We start from the raw sequence: 20048 nt of genomic DNA on the forward strand, positions 1-20048 counted from the left end.
TGGCACGCTGTTGAGTTCTCAAGGAACGGACACTTCCTTCGGACCGCCTTCCAGCGGGCCCTCCGGGCGCTTCGTTCTTTCGTGTTCCCAGCTTATCAGATGTTTTCCGCTCCGTTTCCGGCGCTTCGTTCATCCAACTCACTGGTGTCTTCTGCGGCTTTATGCCCCGTCCGACGTTTCAAACTCTAGCCGAGCCCCGCTCCGTAAAGCGAATCGGCCGCAATCCGATAAAACAAGCACGCCGAATAGGAACCAAGCCGCGACAAGACGCGGCCCGGCCCGAACCAGGAGGTGGTGTTTCAAGAGGATTGGCCGCCCCGGGACCGTCCGCGCCGTTGCGTGTCCGGTGCTCCCTGCCGAGCGACTGGGAGACAGTACCCCTGTTCAGCGCCCCGAAACAAACGCCCAGCCCGGGACCACACAGGTCTACCCCTGCCGGCCCCTGCCGACCCCGCCACAACGTCGAGAGATGGACGTGCGACCGCCCCGGTCACGGCGTCAGGTCGCAGCACCGTTGGCAGCCGTCCGGGCGAGGCGCAGTTGTTCCTCCTCCACGATCAGCGCAGCCAGCGACTGCTCCGAGATGTCGACCGCTTCAGGAGTCGATTCGGCCACGTCACTGCGGCGCGCGTAGTCGTCGAACAGTTGGCTCTTCGCGCGAAGAATCTCCACCATCCGCTGGTCGACGCTGTCCGCGGCCAGCAGGCGGTGCACCTGTACACGCCGGACCTGGCCCATTCGATGGGCTCTGGCTATCGCCTGGCTCTCCATGGTGGGCTTCACCTGGGGTTCGCAGAGAATGACGACCGACGCCGCCTGGATGTTCAGTCCCACGCCGCCGGCCTGGATCTGGCTCAGCAGCACCGCATGGCCCTGCACGGCGGCGAACTCGTCCACCACGTCCTGTCGTCGGACAGCGTCCAGGCCTCCGTCGAGCGGGCCGAAAGCACGCTGCCCCAGAGCGTCCTGGACGACCCGCAGGACATCCCGGAAGAACGAGAAGACAACGACCTTCAACCCGTTCTCCGCAGCCTCGTCGACGACCTCCATCAGCCGCAGCAGCTTCGCCGACCCTGCCGGGTCCGCGTACGCGGCACGGCGCATGGCCATGAAGTTCCCCTCGGCGACCGCCGAGCGGTAGGCGACGAGATCGGACGCCGACAGTTCCTCCCATTCGTCGACGTGAACGACGTCGGGGAGCTCCGTCAGGACGTCCCGCTGGTTGCGGCGCAGGTAGGCCGGTGCAACGGCCTTGCGAAACGACGTCGGCCCTGCGGCGCCCGAGCTGCTGTGGATTCCGGGCAGAAGATCAGGCTGCAGATAGCGGACCAGGTTCCGGAACTCCTCCACCCGGTTCTCCATCGGGGTGCCGGTGAGGAACAGGACGCGGTCGACGCGGTCGGTCCACTCGGCCACCGCCTGCGAGCGCTTCGTGCTGTGGTTCTTGACGTAGTGGGCCTCGTCCACCACGACCATGCCGACCGTGACGTCCTCCGGGACCTCCAGGCGACGCAGTCCGTCGAAGGTCACGACGGCGACACCTCCGCTGCCGAGCCATTCGGTGCGCGCCGCTTCCCGCTCCTGGCCGTGGAATCGGAACGCCCTCAGCGTGCTGCGCGACTCGATCTCCCTGATCCAGTTGATGAGGACGCTGGCCGGGCAGACGACGAGGAAGTGTGCGCTCCCGTGCGCCCGGAGATGCGCGAGCGCGGCGATCGCCTGGATCGTCTTCCCGAGGCCCATCTCATCGCCGATGATCACCCGCTTCTGTGCGAGGGCGAAGCGGGCACCGAATGCCTGGTAGCCACGGAGCGAGACCGTGCACCGGGTGTCGTCCAGCGGCTCGGCCCGGACCCGGTCCGACAGGCTCTCCGGGAGGAAGCCTTCGGAGGCGGTGAGCCCGTCGGAGCCGGATCCCGCGAACTCGCCCAGAATGCTGTAGAAGTCGGCCGAGCGGACCTCGAACTCCGCCCAGGCCTCGATGTCCGTGGCCAGTGGGCGGAGGAGGTCCACCGAGGCCTGGGCGAAGAGCATGGACGCTCCTCGGTCCTCCGTCTCCGCGAGCAGGGCGTCCAACCGATCGACCGCGGCGAACGCCTCCTGTCGGCGCTGCCGCCCGGCGAACAGGCCTCTCACAACGCCCCGGGCCGGCTGGGCGGCGGCGATCAGGGCGGCGGCCTCGCCTGCGACACGCTCCGCCAGTTCCCTGGCCCGTCTCGCCTCGGGCCCGGCGGCGACCAGCCGTTGGAGTGCGACGACCAGCGCGGTGCCGGCCGCGTCCTGGTGGTCGACGTCCAGCCGGATCGCCACGGCCTGCTCGGCGGCCCGGGCGATCTGCCCGGCGGCGGCGATGGCCTGGAGAGCGCTCTGGGCTCCGATTCCGGGCAGCAGTTGGAGCATGTAGGGCGTGGCGTCCACCACCTGCCGCACGGTCCTGATTCCGGCGGCCTCCAACGCTCCGACGCGCAGACGCCCCTCGGTGACGTCTTTCAGCCGGGCCACGGGAATGCCGTCCAGTTCGTCGCGGACCAACTGGCCCCGCAGACCGGCCGCGGCCCGGCGCACGTGCTCGACAGCACCCTGGTGATCGTCGACGACCGCGCGGGCGACCGCATGGAGCCGCTCCCCGTCCGCGAGCACGACCTTGGGCTTCCGGACGGCCCGCTGCCTCTCTCCCACCTACGGCTCCTGTCCCGACTCGACCATGCGGCACCCTCTCCGGGCGTCCACATGATTCCATCCAGGCACCGCCGACCGCCCCGGATTCCGGACCACACCCCGGCCACCGACTGCCCCGGCGGAGTCTCCGGGCCGGGTGCGTCCGTGCGTCCGTGCGTCCGTCTCGATCGACGGCGGGCACACGGCCGTCAGCCGGCGGTCACAGCGCTGCCAGGCCTGCCTCCAGGTCGTCCAGGCCCAGGGAGCCCTGCCGCAGGGCCTTCATGTGCCAGCGCTTGAGGTCGAAGTCGGCGCCCAGCCGGCGGCGGGCCGCCTCGCGGCCGGCCAGCCAGGCGCGCTCGCCGAGTTTGTAACCGATGGCCTGGCCGGGCCGGCCGAGGTAGCGGACGATCTCACTGTGCAGGTGGACGGGCGCCAGACCGACGTAGTCGGCCATGAAGGCGGTGGCCAGCTCCGGAGTCCAGCGCTCGCCCGGGTGGAACGGGGAGCCCGCCGGAATGACGCTCTCCAGGTGCATGCCGAGGTCGACGATGACGCGGGCGACGCGCATCATCTGCTTGCCGAGGTAGCCGAGGCGGCATCCGGGATCGGTGAGGAAGCCGAGTTCGTCCATCAGCCGCTCCGCGTACAGGGCCCAGCCCTCCACGTTGGCGCTGATCTTGCCGAGGGTGACCTGGTAGCGGGACAGCTGCTCCGCCGCCGCGGTCCAGGAGGCGAGCTGCAGGTGGTGCCCGGGGACGCCCTCGTGGTACCAGGTGCTGACCAGGCGCCAGGTGCGGAACCGCTCCTGCGCGTCGCCGTTGGCCAGCGGGAGGAAGGTCCGGCCCGGGCGGGCGAAGTCGAGGCTCGGCCCGCTGTAGTACGGCGCGGCGGCGCTGCCGGCCGGGGCGATCCTGGTCTCGACCCGGCGCAGCGGGCCGGTGATGTCGAAGTGGCGCCCGTCGAGTGCCTCGATCGCGTCGTCCGTGAGCTGCTGCAGCCAGCCGCGCATCTGCTCGGCGCCGCGCACGGTGTGTCCGTGCTGGTCCAGGTGGGCCCGGGCTTCCCGGACGGTGGCGCCGGGCAGCACCCGTTCGGCCTCCGTGCGCAGCTCGGCCCAGACCCGGTGGAACTCCTCCCAGGCCCAGTCGTAGGTCTCGTCCAGGTCCAGGTCGGCGCCGGTGTACCGGCGGGCCCCGAGCAGGTAGCGCTCGCGGCCGACGGCGTCGGGCGTGCCTTCCGCAGCGGACCGGTAGCTGTCGCGGAGCCAGTCCCGGAACGCGGCCACGGCGGCGGTCGCCTCGTTCGCGGCAGTGTCCAGTTCGGGGCGGAGCCGCTGCGGCGCGGGGGCGACGAACTCGGCGAACCAGCCGGGCCCCCCGGCCGTCTCGCCGGTCCACGCGGTGAGCTGCGCGCACAGCACGTCGGCCTGGCGGGGCGCGGCGAGCAGCTTGCGGGCGACGCCCTCCGCCAGCGTGGCCCGGTAGCCGTCCAGCGCGGCGGGCAGGTTGCGCAGCCGGCCCAGGACCGGGGCCCAGTCGTCGTCGGTGGCGGTGGGCATCATCGTGAAGATGCCCCGGAGCTGGTGCACCGGAGTGTGCAGGTTCCGCACGGCGCGGAAGTTCTCGCCGGCCTCGTGCACCCGCACCTCGGCGTCGAGCCGCTCGCGCAGCAGCCGCGCGCACACGAGCTCCGCCGGATCCCCGTCGGGCCCGGTCTCGGGGACGGCGTCCAGGCGCACCAGCGCCTCCCGCGCGAGCCGGACCGTCTCCTCGACGCCGTCCGGCGACAGGTCGGGCATCCGGTCGTCGCCCGGGGCCAGGCCCAGGGACGTGGAGGTGACGGGATCGTGTGCGGCGACCCGGGCCACGTAGTCGTCGGCGATCTGTCGTGGAGTCATCGTCAGCTCCTTCGGTCGGCGATCGGTCGCGGTACCAGGCGTAGGAGGCCTTCGGGGTGCGCCACTGCGCCGCGAAGTCGCTGCGCCGCAAAGTCGGTGCGCCGCAAAATCGCTGCGCCGCGAAGCCGACGTGGACGAGTCCGGAGCGCCGGCGGAAGCCCTCAGGCCGTCGAACACGTCGTGATTGTAGCCAGGCTCCGCCCGCCCGCCCCGGACGGCCGCCAAGTCCGCACCGCAGCAGACGGGTTGGGCCACGGCCGGGCACGAACGGCCGGGCCCGACGAGACGGCCGGGCCGGACGAGACGGCCGCCCCCTCCGGCGCGCAGTGGCGCTGATCACAGCGGGTTTCGCGCCGTCGGCGAAATGCAGGGGCCGCCCGGGTTGTTTGCACAGGCAACCAATTCCGCCCCGGCGCACTCCACCGGCACCCACGAGGGATCCCATGACCGTCACCGAGCCCGCAGCCTCCCGCGCGGCCGAAATCCTGTCCCGGCCCGTCACGCTCAACGGGCTGACCGTTCCCAACCGCATCGCGATGGCGCCGATGACCCGCAGGTTCTCCCCTGGCGGCGTGCCCGGCGAGGACGTGCGCTCGTACTACGCCCGCCGCGCCGCCTCGGGCGTCGGCCTGATCATCACCGAGGGGACGTACGTCGGCCACGAGTCCGCCGGCCAGAGTGACGACATCCCGCGCTTCCACGGCGAGGAGCAGCTGGCCGGGTGGGCTCGCGTCGCCGAGGACGTCCACGCGGCGGGCGGCACCATCGTGCCGCAGCTCTGGCACATCGGCATGGTGCGCCGGCAGGGCGACCCGCCGTTCGCCGACGCTCCCGCCGTCGGCCCGTCCGGGATCCGGCTGGACGGCACCGAGGGAACGGGCCGGGCGATGACCCGGGCCGATCTGGACGCCGTCATCGGCGCGTTCGCCGAGGCCGCCGCGGCCGCCGAGCGGATCGGCTTCGACGGCGTCGAGCTGCACGGCGCCCACGGCTACCTGCTCGACCAGTTCCTGTGGGCGGGCACCAACCGCCGCACCGACGCCTACGGCGGCGACCCGGTGGCCCGGACGAAGTTCACGGCCGAGCTCGTCGCCTCGGTGCGAGCGGCCGTCTCCCCGGAATTCCCGGTGATCTTCCGCTACTCGCAGTGGAAGTCCGAGAACTACGAGGCCCGCCTCGCCGAGACCCCCCAGGAGCTGGAGGCGGTCCTCACCCCGCTCGCCGAGGCCGGCGTCGACGCCTTCCACGCCTCGACCCGCCGCTACTGGGTCCCCGAGTTCGACGGCTCGGACCTCAACCTGGCCGGCTGGACCAAGAAGCTCACCGGCCGCCCCGCCATCACCGTCGGCTCGGTCGGCCTCGACGGCGACTTCGTCGGTGCCTTCAGGGGCGAGGGCTCCCCGGTCCAGGCCATCGACAACCTGCTCGACCGGCTGGAGCGCGACGAGTTCGACCTGGTCGCCGTCGGCCGTGCCCTCCTCCAGGACCCGCAGTGGGCCGCCAAGGTCCTCTCCGGCCGCCATGCCGAGCTGCGCCCGTACGACGCCGACGCGCTCCGCACCCTCAGCTGACCACCAGCCCCCGAGGACCCGGCCGCGCGGCAGGTACAGCGGCAAGTACAGCGGGGCCGGGTCCCTTCGGAGTCCCGCAGGATCGCGCCGGCCGTACGAGATGTCAACAAGCTTGCGCGAGCCGTGTTTTCGGACGAAGTCGACACGGACGAGGCCGTGGCGCCGGTGGTGGCCCTCGGTCCGCCGAACAGGCCGTCATCAAAGCCGACACCGCCAACTCACCCCGCCGACCCGGCCGAATGCCTCCTCGGTCTGCTGCTCCCACTGCCCTGCGCAGTGTCCCGTGCGGCCTTATGGTGAAGAAAAGACCTCCCGGACGGACCCCTGAGCAGCCTGCCGACGCACGGCGGCGACTTCCCGGAGGAGCGCTGATCATCTTCCCGGAGGAGCGCTGACAATGAGTACCTATCGAGTGGCACAGGCGACCGCCCCGGGCGGTGCGCTCCGACCGGCCGAGCGAGAGGTGCCGCAGCCGGGACCCGGCCACGTGAGGATCGCCGTGGAGGCGTGCGGCGTCTGCCACTCCGACACACTCTTCGTGAACGCCGCGCTACCGGGCGTGTCGTTCCCCGAGGTACCCGGACACGAGATCGCCGGGCACATCGAGGAGTTCGGCGAAGGCACTCGGGACCGTGGATGGCAGATCGGTGACCGGGTGGCGGTCGGCTGGTTCGGCGGCAGCTGTGGCCACTGCAAGCCGTGCCGCCAGGGCGACTTCATCGTGTGCCGGAACTTGAAGGTCCCGGGATGGGCGTACGACGGAGGCTTCGCCGAGAAGGTGGTCGCGCCCGCCGACGCGCTGGCCCGGATCCCCGACGAACTGGCGGCGGGCGATGCCGGGCCGATGGCCTGCGCGGGCGTGACCACGTACAACGGGCTGCGGCGCAGCAGCGCCCGGCCCGGCGACCTGGTCGCGGTGCTCGGGCTCGGCGGCCTCGGGCACCTCGGGGTCCAGTACGCGGTCGCGATGGGCTTCGAGACCGTGGCGATCGCCCGGGGCGCCGAGAAGGCCGGCTTCGCCGAGCAACTGGGCGCCCACCACTACGTCGACAGCACCGCCGGCACCCCGGTCGCCGAGGCGCTGCAGTCCTTCGGCGGCGCCAGGGCCGTGCTGGCCACCGCCGGCAACTCCGAGGCCATCGCGTCCACCCTGGACGGGCTGGCCCCCCGCGGGGAACTGGTGGTGATCGGGGCGGACACCGCTCCGATGGCGATCAGTCCGGCCGGACTGCTCATGGGTGCCAACGTCGTCCGGGGCCACCCGTCCGGCACGGCGCAGGACGTGGAGGACACGATGGCGTTCAGCGCCCTGCACGGCATCCGCCCGATGACCGAGACCGTGCCGCTGGACCACGCCGAGGAGGCGTACCAGAAGATGCTCGCCGGGAAGGCCCGCTTCCGGATGGTGCTCACCACCGGCTGATCCGGCTCGACCACACGGGCTTCCCCCGGCTACTCGACCACCACAGGCCTCCCCCGGCTACTCGGGCTACTCGATCACGGGCTACTCGATCACGGGCCAGGCCATCGAGGCGCTCGGCTGCAGCGACTGCTCGGCCCAGATGATCTTGCCCCAGGGGGTGTAGCGCACGCCCCAGCGCTCGGCGAGCCGGGCGACGAGGAACAGGCCGCGACCGCCCTCGTCCTCGGCGGCCGCGTAGCGCAGGTGCGGGGCGGTGCTGCTGGTGTCGGCGACCTCGCAGATCAGCGTGCGGTCGTACAGCAGCCGCACCCTGATCGGTTCGGTCCCGTGGCGGATGGCATTGGTCACCAGCTCGCTGAGCACCAGCTCGGTGACGAACACGGCCTCCTCAAGGCCCCACTCGGTGAGCTGCCGGGTCGCCTCGGCCCGCGCCCTGCCCACGGCCTCGGGGGTCGCGGCCACGTCCCACTCGCTGGTCCGATCGGGCGCCAGCACCCGGGTACGGGCGACGAGCAGGGCGATGTCGTCGGTCTGGCGGACGGGCAGCAGGGCGTCGAGCACGGCGTCGCAGACCTCCTGGGGCGATCGGTCGGCGCGGGCCAGGGTGGCGGTGAGGACGTCCAGGCCGACACCGATGTCGCGGGTGCGGTCCTCGATGAGGCCGTCGGTGTAGAGGACCAGGTTGCTGCCCTGCGGCACCCGCACCTCCGTGGCTTCGAAGGGCATCCCGCCCAGGCCGAGCGGCGGACCGGCGGGAAGGGTGAGGACCTCCACCGTGCCGTCCGGGTGGACGAGGGCGGGCGGCGGGTGGCCCGCCCGGGCCAGGGCGCAGATGCCGGTGGTGGGGTCGTAGATGGCGTAGAGGCAGGTGGCGCCGGTGATCGCGAGCTCGCCCTCGGCTGCCGCCGTCTCCTGGTCGATGTGGGCGACCAGTTCGTCCAGGTGTCCGAGGAGCTCGTCCGGCGGCAGGTCGAGGGTGGAGAAGTTCTGGACCGCGGTGCGCAGGCGGCCCATGGTCGCGGCCGCGTGCAGGCCGTGGCCGACCACGTCCCCGACGACGAGCGCGACCCGGGTGCCCGACAACGGGATGACGTCGAACCAGTCGCCGCCGACCCCCGCCTGGGCGGGGAGGTAGCGGTAGGCGATGTCGAGGGCGCTCTGCTCGGGCAACGCGCGCGGCAACAGGCTGTGCTGGAGGGTGACGGCCATCGTGTGCTCGCGCGTGTAGCGGCGGGCGTTGTCGATGGACACGGCGGCCCGGGCGGCCAGCTCCTCGGCCAGGGACAGGTCCTCGTCCTCGAAGGGACCTCGGTCACGGCTGCGCCAGAAGCAGGCGATGCCCATCAGCACGCCCCGTGCCGACAGCGGAACGGCGATCAGCGATGCCAGGCCGAACTCCAGCACCGCCTGCGTGCGCTCGGTGTCCTGCATGCGCCAGCCGGCGTCGGTCGCCAGCTCGGCGACCAGCGTGGGGCGCCCCCTGACGAAACCCGCCGCCTGCGGGGTGCCCCGATCCCACCTGACCAGCTCCTCTTGGGGGTACAGCGGCGAATCGTCCCGGACGCCCGCGAGCGCCACCCGCCGCAGCTCCACCGGGGCATCGACCACCAGGGCCCGCGGCTCCTCGCCGTCCAGGACCGCCTCGGCGAGGTCGACGGTGGCGTAGTCGCAGAATTCGTGGGCGGCCGTCCGGACGAGCTCCTCCGCGGTGCGCCGGACGTCCAGGGTCGTGCCGATGGCCAGGCTCGCTTCGTACAGCAGCCTGAGCCGGCTGCGGGCGACCTCGGCCTTCCCCGCGAGGGCGCGCAGTTCGGTGGAGTCGCGCAGGGTGGTGACGCTGCCCGCCGGGCCTCCCCCGCTGTCGGTGGGGCGGCTGTTGACGGCCAGCAGGCGGTCTCCGACGGGGAGCACCTCGTCGGTGACCGCGCGGTCGGAGATCAGCAGTTCGGCCGTGCGGGGGGCGAGGCCGAGGTCGGCGACGGGAAGCCCCTCCACGTCGGGGGGCAGGTCGAGCAGGCGGCGCGCCTCGTCGTTGGCGAGCAGGACCCGGCCGTCGCCGCCGACGATGGCCACGCCCTCGCGCACCGCGTGCAGCACCGCGTCGTGGTGCTCGTACATCCGGGTCATCTCTTCCGGCCCCAGGCCGCGGGTCTGCCGCAGCAGACGCCTGCCCACCAGCGCCGTACCGGCCGTGGCCAGGCCGAGCGCCAAGGCGCCGACGCCCAGGACGACCGGCAGCTGGCGGTTGAACGCGCTGCTCACGTTGGAGACCTTCATCCCGGACGACACGATGCCCACGACCGCCCCGTGGGAGTCCTCCACCGGGACGACCACCTGGTACTCGGAGCCGAGTGGGCCGTGCACGTCCTCGACGGTGACCTGGCCGTGCAGCGACGGCCCGATGGTGCCGATGAACATCTTGCCGATCAGCTCCGGATCGGGGTGGGTGTACCGGATGCCGTTGCGGTCGGTCACCACGATGAAGTCGACCCCGGCAGCCGTGCGGGCCTCTTCGGTCAGCGGCTGGAGCACCGCGCTGGGGTCGGGGCCCTGCATCGTCGCCACCAGGCCGGGCCCGTGGGCGAACGCCTGGGCCGCGGCGAGCGTGCGACCGCGCGCCGCGTCGAACCGGTCGCTGCGGGACTGGACCAGCAGCACGACGACGGCCGTCACCACGAGCAACAGCACGATGAGCACCTGTAGGACGAACATCTGACCGGCGACACTCCGGATGCTCATCACCGACCACAGGCGATGCGCCGACTGCTCCCGCGGGGCTGAGCGTGGGTGTCGCCGCTCACGACGGCTACCCGATCGGCGCAGGGGCAGCCAGGAGGAGCGGCCCGTGTCTCTGGCCATACACCCATGATCCACCGCGCCCCGGGCACGAGCGGGCCACACTACGCTGATGGGGGCGAAGCGCAGGTGGCAGCATGTCCCGCCGCAACACCGAACGGCTCACCCGCCCCGCGACCAGCCGGGCGCACGCCGTCGAAGGGACCGGACCCGGAGCCGGCCGGTGGGCAGGAGCGGCTCCGATCAGCTCGAACCGACGCCGAAGGTCCGCGGTTCGCAGGAGTCGCCGCGGCAGTGCGGGGAGGCACACCCGGTCGGTGCCGAGTGAGCCGCCAACCTGTCCGGGCCGACTGGACCCAGGTTCAGGAGTCGGCGGACAGCGACCACGGCCGGAAGGCGGGGTCGATCGCTGCGCCGGCTCGCCGACGGCTCCGGCCGCAACGGCTGCTACGACCTCGATCGGTGGGTCCGGTGGGCGGCGATCAGGTCGCGGTACCAGGTGTAGGAGGCCTTCGGGGTGCGCTGTTGGGTCGCGAAGTCGACGTGGATGAGGCCGAAGCGCTGGTGGTAGCCCTCGGCCCACTCGTAGTTGTCGAGGAGGGACCAGGTGTAGTAGCCGCGGATGTCGACGCCTTCGGCGATGGCGGCGGCGAGGGCGTCGAGGTGGGCGGACATGAAGTCGATGCGGGGTTGGTCGGGGGTGGTGGACTCGGTGACGGAGCAGCCGTTCTCGGTGATGGTGATGGGTGGGAGGGATTTGCCGTAGGTGTCGCGGAGGTTGAGGAGGAGTTGGCGGAGGGCGTCGGGGACGACGGGCCAGCCGAAGGCGGTGTGGGGGACGTCGGGGATGTCGACGAAGTCGAAGGGGAGGCCCGGCTCGGTGGGGGCGGCGATGCGGGTGGGGTTGTAGAAGTTGAGGCCGAGGCCGTCGAGGCCGGGGGCGGCGATGAGGTCGGTGTCGCCGGGGTGGATGGCGCCGTACAGGTCGTCGGGGACGCCCAGGGCGGAGAGGTCGGGGTAGCGGCCGAGGAGGACGGGGTCGGTGAACAGGCGGTTGTGGAGGGCGTCGTAGGCCTGGGCGGCGGCGAGGTCGGCGTCGGAGGGGGTGGCCGGCTCGACCGGGGTGAGGTTGTTGGAGAGCATCACCTCCAGGCCGCGGTCGTGGAGGATCGAGGCGGCCAGACCGTGGGCGAGGAGCTGGTGGTGGGCGGCCGGGAGGGCCTCCAGCATCAGGGTGCGGCCGGGGGCGTGGGTGCCGAGGGCGTAGCCGAAGACGGTGTGGACGAAGGGCTCGTTGAGGGTGATCCAGGCGGGGACGCGGTCGCCGAGGCGGTCGGTCACGATCGCGGCGTAGTCGGCGAAGTGGTGGGCGGTGTCGCGGTTCAGCCAGCCGCCGCCGTCTTCCAGGGCCTGCGGGAGGTCCCAGTGGAAGAGGGTGGGGAGCGGGGTGATGCCGGCGTCGAGGAGGGCGTCCACCAGGCGGTCGTAGAAGGCGAGTCCGGCGGGGTTCACGGGACCGCTGCCTGTGGGGAGCACACGGGGCCAGGCGATGGAGAAGCGGTAGCCGTCGAGTCCGAGGTTCTTCATCAGCGCGATGTCCTCGGGGTACCGGTGGTAGTGGTCGCAGGCCACCGCGCCCGTGTGGCCGTCGCGGACGGTGCCGGGGCGGGCCGCGAAGACGTCCCAGACGGAGGGCCCGCGGCCGTCCTCGGTCACCGCCCCCTCGATCTGGTAGGCGGCGGTGGCGGCGCCCCAGCGGAACCCCGTCGGCAGGTCGTAGCGGTCCGGCATGACTGCCTCCTGACGTGAACGTGAGGGGAACTCATGTTACTGACGCGACACCGAAACGCCAGGGGCAACCGGCCACCACGACAAGGGAAACCCGGCCGGAGGAGCGCGGCGCGCGCCCCGGCGGGAGTGGCCGGACGGGCCCCGACCGCCCGCGCGCCATCCCACCGGGCCCCGTCCGGTGGCCGACCGCCGGGGAGGGAGGTTGCATGGGGTGACCGGGCCCCAGCGATTCGGGAGGCTGCCGTGTACGAGATGTGGGCCGAGCACGACCCGGCGGTGTCACCGCCGGCCGTGGTGTGGCACGTGGTGACGAAGAACGACTCGTCGACGTCCCTGTGCGGACGTTTCCTCGAACCCGCCCAGCGCGTCGCGCCGGCCGCGGGCGGCGGGGAGTCGGCGGGCCCGGACCGCTACTGCGATCCATGCCTGATCACCGTTCGCGAGGCCATGGCCGCGGCGGCTCGGTGACCGACGCCGTCAGGTCGCCCCGGGTCCGTCCGACCGATCTTGGCGGGACGGGACCTGGGCGTCCGAGGGCGGCGACGGCAACGGCGACGGCGTGAACAGGAGCACCTGAGCGGGAGGTAGGGCGGTTCCGACCGTCCGGGCCGGTCAGTACGGCCCGGCCAGTGCGGCCACCCCCGGGAAGCGGGCGATCGCCTGGCCGGCGGTCGGCGGGTGGGCGCGCCGGGGTCGCAGTGCGCCGAGGGCCACCGCGGGCCTGGCCAGCCGGGCGGGTCTGGCGGCGAGGGAGAACACCTCGAAGTAGGCGGCCGAGACGGCGGGGTCGGTGAGGGCCGCGCCCAGCACCCGGCGGGTGTACCAGCGGGTGAACACGGCGGCGGGCCCGGCGGCGGTGGCGGGGTGGCTCGACAGCGCGTCCGGGAAGCCCTCGTCCTGGTCCTTGGCCATGTCCCAGGGCGTGTCGACGACCCTGGCGATCCGCCGCTGGATCAGTGCGCTCACCCCCGGGTGCAGGCCTTCGCTGTCGACGGCGGCGCGGATGGCGGCGGCGCACTGGGCGGCGACCGTCATGCCGTGCCCGTACACCGGGTTCAGCGCCGCCACCGCGTCGCCGGTGGCGGCGAACCCGGCCAGCGGGCCGCCCTCGTAGCATTCGTAGCGGCGCCGGCGGTTCAGTGTCCCGTGGCAGGTGCGGATCGGGCCGAGCGGGCGGGCGGCACGGGCGAGGTCGTGGACGACCGGGTGGTCCAGCGCCTTCAGGAAGTCGTGGAACTCGCGCTCGCCCCTGGCGGGTTCGCCGCCCCGGGTGCCGGAGAGCGTGACGATCCAGCGCCCGTCCTCGATCGGGATGATGGTGGCGCCCCGACCGGGCCGGCCACGCCCCGGGACGGGCACGATGCTCACCACCGGGAAGCCCTCGTTTCCGCCCGGCGTCTCGAACACCCGGGCGGCGTAGGCGAGTCCGGCGTCCACCGTCTCCTCGCACAGGCCCTTGACCCCCAGCGCGCGCAGCCACTCCGGGGCGCGGGAGCGGCGGCCGGTCGCGTCCACGACCAGGTCGGCCCGCAGGGTCTCCCGCGAGCCGTCCGGGTTCTCGATGTGGACCCCGACGATCCGGCCCGGGCCGCCCACCAGGCCGAGGACGGAGGTGCGTTCGCGGACCGTCACGTTCGCCTGCTCGCGCAGCCGCCGCCGCACGACGTGGTCGAGCAGGTGGCGGCTGCACGCGATCAGGTAGGCCGGCGAGTCGAAGCCCTGGAGCCAGCCCGGCCCGAGGCGCATCAGCAGGCCGGCGGGGATCGAGCGGTAGTGGGCGCCGGCGGCGAGCAGGGCGTCGAGCGTTCCGGGCAGGACCTCCTCGACGGCGTCCGCGCCGCCGCCGAGCAGGATGTGGCTGAACTCGCCCTGCGGCAGGCCCCGGCGCGGGCCGGGCAGGACGGGCAGGACGTCCTGTTCGAGAACGGTGACGGTCCGGGCGTGCGGCGCCAGGGCGGCGGCGGCCAGCGTGCCGGCCAGGCCGCCGCCGAGGACGAGGGCCGTGCTCACCCGGCGGCTCCGGTGGAGGCGAGGCCGTCCCGGCGGGTCGCGCGCATCCACACCGGGCCGGGGCGCAGCGTGGCGAGCGGCAGCTCGCGGACGGTCCGGCCGGGGACGTGCTCCAGCCGCCAGGCCCGCATGATCGTGGCGAGCAGCAGGACGGACTCGGTCATGCCGAACTGCTCGCCGACGCAGCGGCGCGGTCCCGCGCCGAAGCCGATGAACGGGCCGCGCTGCGGGTGGACGCCCACCCACCGCTCGGGGTCGAAGCGGTCGGGGTCGGGGAACAGGGCGGACTGGCGGTGCAGGAGGTAGGGGCTGTAGACGACCGTCGTGCCCTCGCGCAGGCGGTGCGCGCCGAGTTCGGTGTCGGTGGCCGTGACGCGGGTGAGCAGCCAGCCCGGGGAGTACAGCCGGACGGCCTCGCGGACGACCCGGGTGGTGAGCTCCAGCCCGTCCACGCTCGCCGACGTGCCGGCCGCCGGGGTGGCGTCGGTCTCGGCCGCGTCCACACCGAGCGCGTCCGCCTCGGGCGCGTTCACCCCGAGCACGGTCACCCCGGTCGCGTCCACGTGGGCCGCGTCCACCTCGGCCCGGACCCGATCGGCGATGTCCGGGTGCTGGGCGAGCAGGTGCAGGGCCCACACGGTGGAGTTGGCGATGGTGTCGAAGCCGGCGGCGAAGATCGTCATCACCTGGTCGGTGACCTCCGCGTTGGAGAGCGCCTGCCCGCCCGCGTCAGCGGCCACCAGCGTCGACACCAGGTCGCCCCGGTCCTCCGGATCCGCGCGGTAGGCGGTGACGACCTCGTCGACCAGGCGCACCAGCCGGCTGCGGGCGGCGTCGTAGCGGCGGTTGGCCGGCAGCGGGATCCGGTTGAGCCGGTGGGGCAGCAGCATGCGCCGGTAGGAGCCGCCGATCAGCAGCACGAAGTCGTCGACGGTCTCCTGGAGGCCGGTGAACGGCAGCCGGGTGAACAGGGTCGAGACCAGGCTGCGCCCGGCGGCCAGGCTCAACTCGGCGGTGATGTCGACCTCCTGCCCGTCGCTCCAGGACCCGGCCAGCCGCCGGGCCTCCCGGGCCATCACCTCCGTGTACCGCGCGATCCGGTCGGCGCGGAAGGCGGGCTGGACGTAGCGGCGCTGGCGGCGGTGGTCAGCGTGGGGGCAGGTCACCAGGCCGTTGCCGGCGAAGTCGCGGACCCGTTCGAACAGGAACCCGCCCTTGTCGAAGACCCGGTCCTCGCGCAGGACGTGCCGGGTCAGCTCCAGGTCGCAGACCACCACCGCGGAGACCGGCCCCAGTCTGATCTGGACGAGGCCGCCGTACCGGGGCAGGGAACGCAGGAACGCCAGCGGGTCGCGCAGGAACGGCACCAGGTGCCCGAGCAGCGGCAGGCCGCCGGGCGGACGGGGGATCATCGCGGTGACTCCGTATGGTAGCGGGCGGCCGTCGCCGTCCAGTGGATGAGCGCGCGGGTGAAGCGGACCAGTCCGAGGGCGAAGGCCCGCACCTCGCCGGGCGACGAAGGGTCGCGGGCGATGCCGTCCGCCAGGAACTCCAGCGTCGTCGACTCGGCCTCGCACAGCGCCCCGAGCCGGGCCGACGCCTCTTCGGGGGCCAGGCCCTCGTGGACGGTGAACGAGCGCAGCAGGTTCTTGCCGTTCCCGGCGGCGGACTCCCCCTCTGCGGAGTAGAGGTCGTTGACCCAGCAGACGACGTGGTTGAAGCGCATCAGCAGGTCCGCCACCCTCGGGTGCCGGAACACCTCGTCGGCGAGGTCCAGGCCGTGGGCGAGCTCGATCCAGCCCGCCGCGCACGACACGGCGCCGTCCTGGTCCCGTCGGCGGAGGTACTCGGGGACGGTCTGCACGGCGCCGGCCGGGGCGGCGGCCCCGAGGTCCTGGAAGGGGGTGTCACGGAAGGCGGTGTCGCGGAAGGCGGTGTCGCGGAAGGCGGTGTCGCGGAGCGGGGTCTCGTCGAGGTAGCCGAGCGAGGTGTCCAGGTACGCGCGGAAGTACGCCGCGTAGCGCGACCGCCACTGCGGCGGCGTCAGCTCGGCCGTCTCCCGCCACAGCACCGCGAACGCCTCGACGAGTGCGTCGCCGGGCGGCTCGATGCCATCCGAACCGCCGTCCGAAGCACCACCCAAGCCGCCACCCGAGCCGCCGCCCGGAACGCTACCCAGAACGCCGTCCGAACCGCCGCCCGAACCACCGCCCAGGACGTCCGTGAGTGCCCGGACGGTCCGCCGGGCCGCCGTGACGGGCCCGCCGATCCACTGGTCGTCGAAGCGGTCGTCGAGGATCCAGGTGAGCACCAGCCACTTCGCCGCCGCGACCAGCCGCGGACCCCGGGGAACGTCGCCCCACGCCTCCGCCACCAGGTCCAGGTGGCCCTGTGCCAGGAACCCTTGGACGTCACCGCCGAGCACGCCGCTCGCCACCAGCCACGCCCCGACGTCCCGGCGGAGGGCGTCGGCCTCGCCGTGCGGCGCCGGTCTGGCGACTCCCGCGAGGAGGTCCGGGCCTCCGGGGTGCTCGGCGGCGAGGCCGCACATGCCGCGGTACGGCGAAATGCCCATGCCCGTGCTCCCCCTCGCTCACCACCTCCGACCGGCCGGTCGGAGAAGGACCAGTCTGGCCAGCCACCGCGACTGTTCAAAGCGCAACCATCGCTTTTCCCCCGCACGAGTGATCGCGCCGTCACCACGTCGACACGGACCGTGACCAGTCCCACCCCCTCCCGACGCGCCCCACCCCTCGGCGGCCAGGCTCTCGCCGGGCGTCCGATAACCGGTTGGGACGTGGTGCCGGAGTGGCTACGGTGGCGGGATGGCGACTCAGGTGATTGTGCTGAACGGCGGTTCCAGCTCGGGCAAGTCCGGGATCGCCCGGTGCCTGCAGGCGGTGCTGCCGGAGCCCTGGCTGACGGTCGGGGTCGACACCCTGATCGAGGCGGCGCCCGCGTCCCTGCACGATACGGACGGGGGCATCGGCTTCGCGGCCGATGGCGGGGTGAGCGTCGGGGCTGCGTTCCGGGCCTTGGAGGCGGCGTGGATCGCGGGGGTCGCGGCCATGGCGGGGGCGGGCGCGCGGGTGATCGTCGACGAGGTCTTCCTCGGCCGGTCGGAGTCCCAACTCCGCTGGGAGAAGGCACTCGTGGGCCTGGACGTGCTGTGGGTCGGGGTCCGCTGCGAGGCGGCGGTGGCCACCGGCCGGGAGCTTGCCCGGGGGAACCGGATCCTGGGGATGGCCGCTTCGCAGGCGGAGCTGGTCCACCAGGGCGTGCGCTACGACCTGGAGGTGGACACCTCGCGCACCGAGTCGCTGGAGTGCGCGCGGAGGATTGCCGCCCACCTCGGGGGCGGCGCCGCCGGATCCGCCCCCGTGGGCGGGTGACCTGGGCCTGGGCCCAGGCCCAGGTCAGGCCCCTGGCCCTGACCGACGCGGAGTCGGCGTCGGTCAGGGCCAGGGGCACGGGCAGGGCTCAGGCCTGAGGTCAGGGGTTCTCCCGGTGCCGCCACCGCACCGGGTCGGCGGCGCTCGGCACCGACGCGTCGGCTCCCGGCGCTCCGGCCCCGGTCCGCGCCAGCGGCCGGTAGTCGGCGCACGACAGCACGAGCAACTCGTTGTCACCGGGCTGGAATTCGTAGTCCACCCGCTCCACGCGGCTCGTGATCCCGAGGACGTCCAGGTGTTGGCGCAACCCGTCCAGCTCCCCGTAGCGGACACCGGTGTCGTACACCATGACGGGGAAGAGCCGGACTTCGCGGCGGGCGATCCGGGCGAGTTCCAGGAGGGCCGCCAGGTGGAAGTCCCCGTCCAGCCGGTTGCCGTACGAGAAGAGCAGGTGCGAGCTGAGGACCAGGTCGAAGGAGTCGTCGGCGAACGGGAGTTCGGGCAGTGAGCCGGCGACGTAGCGGTCCGGGCGGGCGGCGATGTCGGCCTGGAAGTCGCGGGCGTTGGCGATCCACTGCCGGGTGAGGCGGTCGGGGTCGCCGTACCACGTCCAGACGAAGTCCGATGCCTCTCGGACCAGTTGGTCGCGCTTGTGCCGGGTCTCCCGTTCGACGAGGACGCCGAGGTCCTCCCGGTGGCGGGCGTACTCGCGGTCGACGGCCACCGCGTCGATGCCGCGCCGGCCGGCCTCGGCCGTGAAGCTGGCCGCGCCGCCCGGGCAGTCCAGGATGCGCCGGCCGGGGGCGAGGTCGCCGTCGGTGAGCGCGAACATCGCGCGGTACTCGTCGAAGCAGCGTGCGCTGACCAGCACGGTTCAGCCCCTCCCGATGTACGGCATGGTGGTGGGCAGGACGGTCAGGGACTGGACGTTGGTGTCCGGCGGCATCGAGGCCATCAGCAGGACGGCCTCGGTGAAGCGTTCCACCGGGATGGTCGCCTCGACCGCCATCGTGCCGTCCGCCTGCATGGCGGCGGGCTGCGGGCCGCCGTCGACCGGGGTGACGTTGCCGACGTCGATCTGGCCGACCGCGATGCCGTGCGCGCGGCCGTCCAGGGAGAGCACCTTGGTGAGGCCGAGGACGGCGTGCTTGGCGGCCGTGTAGGCGATGGAGTTGGGCCGCGGGACGTGGGCGGAGGGCGCGCCGTTGTTGATGATGCGCCCGCCCTGCGGGGACTGGGTGCTCATCACCCGGAAGGCCTCACGAGCGCAGAGGAAGCCCCCGGTGACGATGGTGTCCAGGACGCGGTTCCAGTCCTCGAACGGGGTCTCGGTGATGGGTCGGCGCGGGGCGGCGGCGCCGGCGTTGTTGAACAGCAGGTCGACCCGGCCGAAGCGGTCGCGGACGGCGTCGAACAGGGCCGCGACCTCCTCCGGTTGGCGGATGTCGGTCGGGACGGCCAGCACCCGGGCGGGGTCGACCTCCGCGAGGGCGATGGTCTCCTGGAGGGCGTCCTTGCGTCGCCCGGCCAGCGCGACGGACCAGCCTGCGCCCAGCAGGGCCAGGGACACGGCCCGGCCGAGCCCGCTGCCGCCGCCCGTGACGACGGCCGTCCGCCCGTGCGGCGCCTGTACGCTCCCGGTCACATGTCCTCCGTGTTCATCCAGATCCGCAGCATCCGCCGGGAGTTCGGCGCAGGCTCGTCCACGTAGGCCGAACGCCCGTGCAGGACCCGGCTGTTGCGGATGATCAGCAGGTCTCCGGCGGCCATCGGGAGGCCGAAGGCGATCTCGGGCCGGTAGAGCACCTCGTCGAGCACACCGAGCGCGTCCCACTGGCGGTCCGTCAGCGGCGGGCCGCCGCGGTCGGGGGACGAGCGGACGGTGCGGGTCTGGTAGTAGCAGGCGATGGTCCCGTCCTTCTGGGTGTAGAGGATCGGGGAGACCACGACCTGGGGCCCGGCCCGACCGGTCCGGTCGAAGGTCCAGTCCTCGGTGAGGGTGGCGAGGGCGTCCGGCCGCTCCCGCTTGATCAGGTCGTAGACGTGCCGCGCACTCGCCAGCTTGGTCAACCCTCCACCGTTGTAGGCGGGTTGGATGCAGAGCAGGACGAGCAGGTCGCAGGTGTCGCAGTGGAATCCGAGCTCGGTGTTGCCGTCGCCGTCCTGGTCGTGCAGCACCTGGGTGAGGTCGCCGCGCCCGTTCTGCGGGACGATCTCGCCGAAGTCCCGCAGCAGGAACGACAGGGCCGCCGCGACCTCCTCCTCCGGGGCGGTCGGATCCATCAGCCCGGTGACGTGGGCGACGCCGACGGAACGGGCACCGCCCTGGACGAGCGCGCGCAGCTTCGCCCGGACCGGCTCGGCCGCGCCCCACCGTCCGGCCCGCGCGTCCGCCCAGAGCAGTTGTCGCTCACCCTCGTCGAGCGGGAGCGACCACTGCTCCCGCCGCGCCTCCAACTCCTCGCTGCTCCAGCCGATTTCGGACACCGTGTCGTCGTACATGTGCG

14 protein-coding genes are annotated in these 20048 nt (G+C 72.9%); 4 read left to right on the forward strand and 10 right to left on the reverse strand.

The window, feature by feature from the left end; all coding sequences use genetic code 11:
• Window positions 1-498: 498 nt before the first annotated feature.
• Window positions 499-2679 carry a DEAD/DEAH box helicase gene (locus AB0P03_RS29290; RefSeq protein WP_363631684.1) on the reverse strand — a complete coding sequence of 727 codons (2181 nt, stop codon included), beginning with the start codon at window positions 2677-2679 and terminating at the stop codon, window positions 499-501.
• Window positions 2680-2878: 199 nt separating this feature from the next.
• Window positions 2879-4558, reverse strand: a complete 1680-nt coding sequence (locus AB0P03_RS29295; protein WP_363631686.1) for a DUF885 domain-containing protein — start codon at window positions 4556-4558, stop codon at window positions 2879-2881.
• 443 nt (window positions 4559-5001) lie between these two features.
• Between AB0P03_RS29295 and AB0P03_RS29300 the strand changes: the two genes are divergently transcribed.
• Together AB0P03_RS29300 and AB0P03_RS29305 are read left to right on the forward strand one after the other, a co-directional pair.
• Window positions 5002-6129, forward strand: a complete 1128-nt coding sequence (locus tag AB0P03_RS29300) for an NADH:flavin oxidoreductase (protein WP_363588516.1) — start codon at window positions 5002-5004, stop codon at window positions 6127-6129.
• A gap of 397 nt (window positions 6130-6526) precedes the next feature.
• On the forward strand, window positions 6527-7552 hold the full coding sequence (locus AB0P03_RS29305; protein WP_363588518.1) for an alcohol dehydrogenase catalytic domain-containing protein: 1026 nt from the start codon (window positions 6527-6529) through the stop codon (window positions 7550-7552).
• Window positions 7553-7633: 81 nt separating this feature from the next.
• On the opposite strand, the gene AB0P03_RS29310 is transcribed toward AB0P03_RS29305, so the two are convergent.
• Window positions 7634-10291 (reverse strand): SpoIIE family protein phosphatase, encoded by a 2658-nt coding sequence (locus AB0P03_RS29310; RefSeq protein ID WP_363631688.1) that lies wholly within the window; start codon window positions 10289-10291, stop codon window positions 7634-7636.
• A 504-nt stretch (window positions 10292-10795) separates the two neighbouring features.
• A complete protein-coding gene (locus tag AB0P03_RS29315; RefSeq protein ID WP_363631690.1) occupies window positions 10796-12139 on the reverse strand; it encodes a GH1 family beta-glucosidase in 1344 nt (447 codons plus the stop codon).
• A gap of 243 nt (window positions 12140-12382) precedes the next feature.
• On the opposite strand from AB0P03_RS29315, the gene AB0P03_RS29320 reads away from it, so the two are divergent.
• Window positions 12383-12607 carry a hypothetical protein gene (locus AB0P03_RS29320; protein WP_363585767.1) on the forward strand — a complete coding sequence of 75 codons (225 nt, stop codon included), beginning with the start codon at window positions 12383-12385 and terminating at the stop codon, window positions 12605-12607.
• Window positions 12608-12751: 144 nt separating this feature from the next.
• On the opposite strand, the gene AB0P03_RS29325 is transcribed toward AB0P03_RS29320, so the two are convergent.
• From AB0P03_RS29325 to AB0P03_RS29335, 3 genes are read right to left on the reverse strand one after another with little or no spacing between them, the layout of a single operon-like run.
• Window positions 12752-14149, reverse strand: coding sequence for an FAD-binding protein (locus tag AB0P03_RS29325; RefSeq protein WP_363585768.1), 1398 nt, complete (start codon window positions 14147-14149; stop codon window positions 12752-12754).
• Window positions 14146-15561 (reverse strand): cytochrome P450, encoded by a 1416-nt coding sequence (locus AB0P03_RS29330; protein ID WP_363585769.1) that lies wholly within the window; start codon window positions 15559-15561, stop codon window positions 14146-14148. Before AB0P03_RS29330 ends, AB0P03_RS29325 begins: the two co-directional genes overlap by 4 nt.
• A complete protein-coding gene (locus AB0P03_RS29335) occupies window positions 15558-16724 on the reverse strand; it encodes a terpene synthase family protein (protein WP_363585770.1) in 1167 nt (388 codons plus the stop codon). Before AB0P03_RS29335 ends, AB0P03_RS29330 begins: the two co-directional genes overlap by 4 nt.
• Window positions 16725-16974: 250 nt before the next feature.
• Here AB0P03_RS29335 and cpt point away from each other — a divergent pair, with 250 nt between their 5' ends.
• Complete coding sequence (cpt, locus tag AB0P03_RS29340) at window positions 16975-17541, forward strand: chloramphenicol phosphotransferase CPT (RefSeq protein WP_363585771.1); 567 nt, start codon at window positions 16975-16977, stop codon at window positions 17539-17541.
• A gap of 100 nt (window positions 17542-17641) precedes the next feature.
• On the opposite strand, the gene AB0P03_RS29345 is transcribed toward cpt, so the two are convergent.
• From AB0P03_RS29345 to AB0P03_RS29355, 3 genes are read right to left on the reverse strand one after another with little or no spacing between them, the layout of a single operon-like run.
• The gene (locus tag AB0P03_RS29345; protein WP_363585772.1) at window positions 17642-18412 is read right to left on the reverse strand and encodes a methyltransferase domain-containing protein; all 771 of its coding nucleotides are present in this window, start codon (window positions 18410-18412) and stop codon (window positions 17642-17644) included.
• Between the two features lie 3 nt (window positions 18413-18415).
• Window positions 18416-19186, reverse strand: coding sequence for an SDR family oxidoreductase (locus tag AB0P03_RS29350; protein WP_363585773.1), 771 nt, complete (start codon window positions 19184-19186; stop codon window positions 18416-18418).
• The gene (locus tag AB0P03_RS29355; RefSeq protein ID WP_363585774.1) at window positions 19183-20043 is read right to left on the reverse strand and encodes a TauD/TfdA family dioxygenase; all 861 of its coding nucleotides are present in this window, start codon (window positions 20041-20043) and stop codon (window positions 19183-19185) included. The genes AB0P03_RS29350 and AB0P03_RS29355 overlap by 4 nt, the downstream gene beginning before the upstream one ends.
• Between the last annotated feature and the right edge of the window lie 5 nt (window positions 20044-20048).

The sequence above is a fragment of the Kitasatospora sp. NPDC088779 genome, assembly GCF_040685395.1.
GTDB lineage: Bacteria > Actinomycetota > Actinomycetes > Streptomycetales > Streptomycetaceae > Kitasatospora.

Bases quoted from the DNA above. Each gene is read 5' to 3' on its own strand.
- AB0P03_RS29330 (WP_363585769.1), bottom strand. From the start codon at position 15,561: ATGATCCCCCGTCCGCCCGGCGGCCTGCCGCTGCTCGGGCACCTGGTG.
- AB0P03_RS29335 (WP_363585770.1), bottom strand. From the start codon at position 16,724: ATGGGCATTTCGCCGTACCGCGGCATGTGCGGCCTCGCCGCCGAGCAC.
- AB0P03_RS29305 (WP_363588518.1), top strand. From the start codon at position 6,527: ATGAGTACCTATCGAGTGGCACAGGCGACCGCCCCGGGCGGTGCGCTC.
- AB0P03_RS29355 (WP_363585774.1), bottom strand. From the start codon at position 20,043: ATGTACGACGACACGGTGTCCGAAATCGGCTGGAGCAGCGAGGAGTTG.
- AB0P03_RS29310 (WP_363631688.1), bottom strand. From the start codon at position 10,291: ATGAGCATCCGGAGTGTCGCCGGTCAGATGTTCGTCCTACAGGTGCTC.
- AB0P03_RS29295 (WP_363631686.1), bottom strand. From the start codon at position 4,558: ATGACTCCACGACAGATCGCCGACGACTACGTGGCCCGGGTCGCCGCA.
- AB0P03_RS29300 (WP_363588516.1), top strand. From the start codon at position 5,002: ATGACCGTCACCGAGCCCGCAGCCTCCCGCGCGGCCGAAATCCTGTCC.
- cpt (WP_363585771.1), top strand. From the start codon at position 16,975: ATGGCGACTCAGGTGATTGTGCTGAACGGCGGTTCCAGCTCGGGCAAG.
- AB0P03_RS29315 (WP_363631690.1), bottom strand. From the start codon at position 12,139: ATGCCGGACCGCTACGACCTGCCGACGGGGTTCCGCTGGGGCGCCGCC.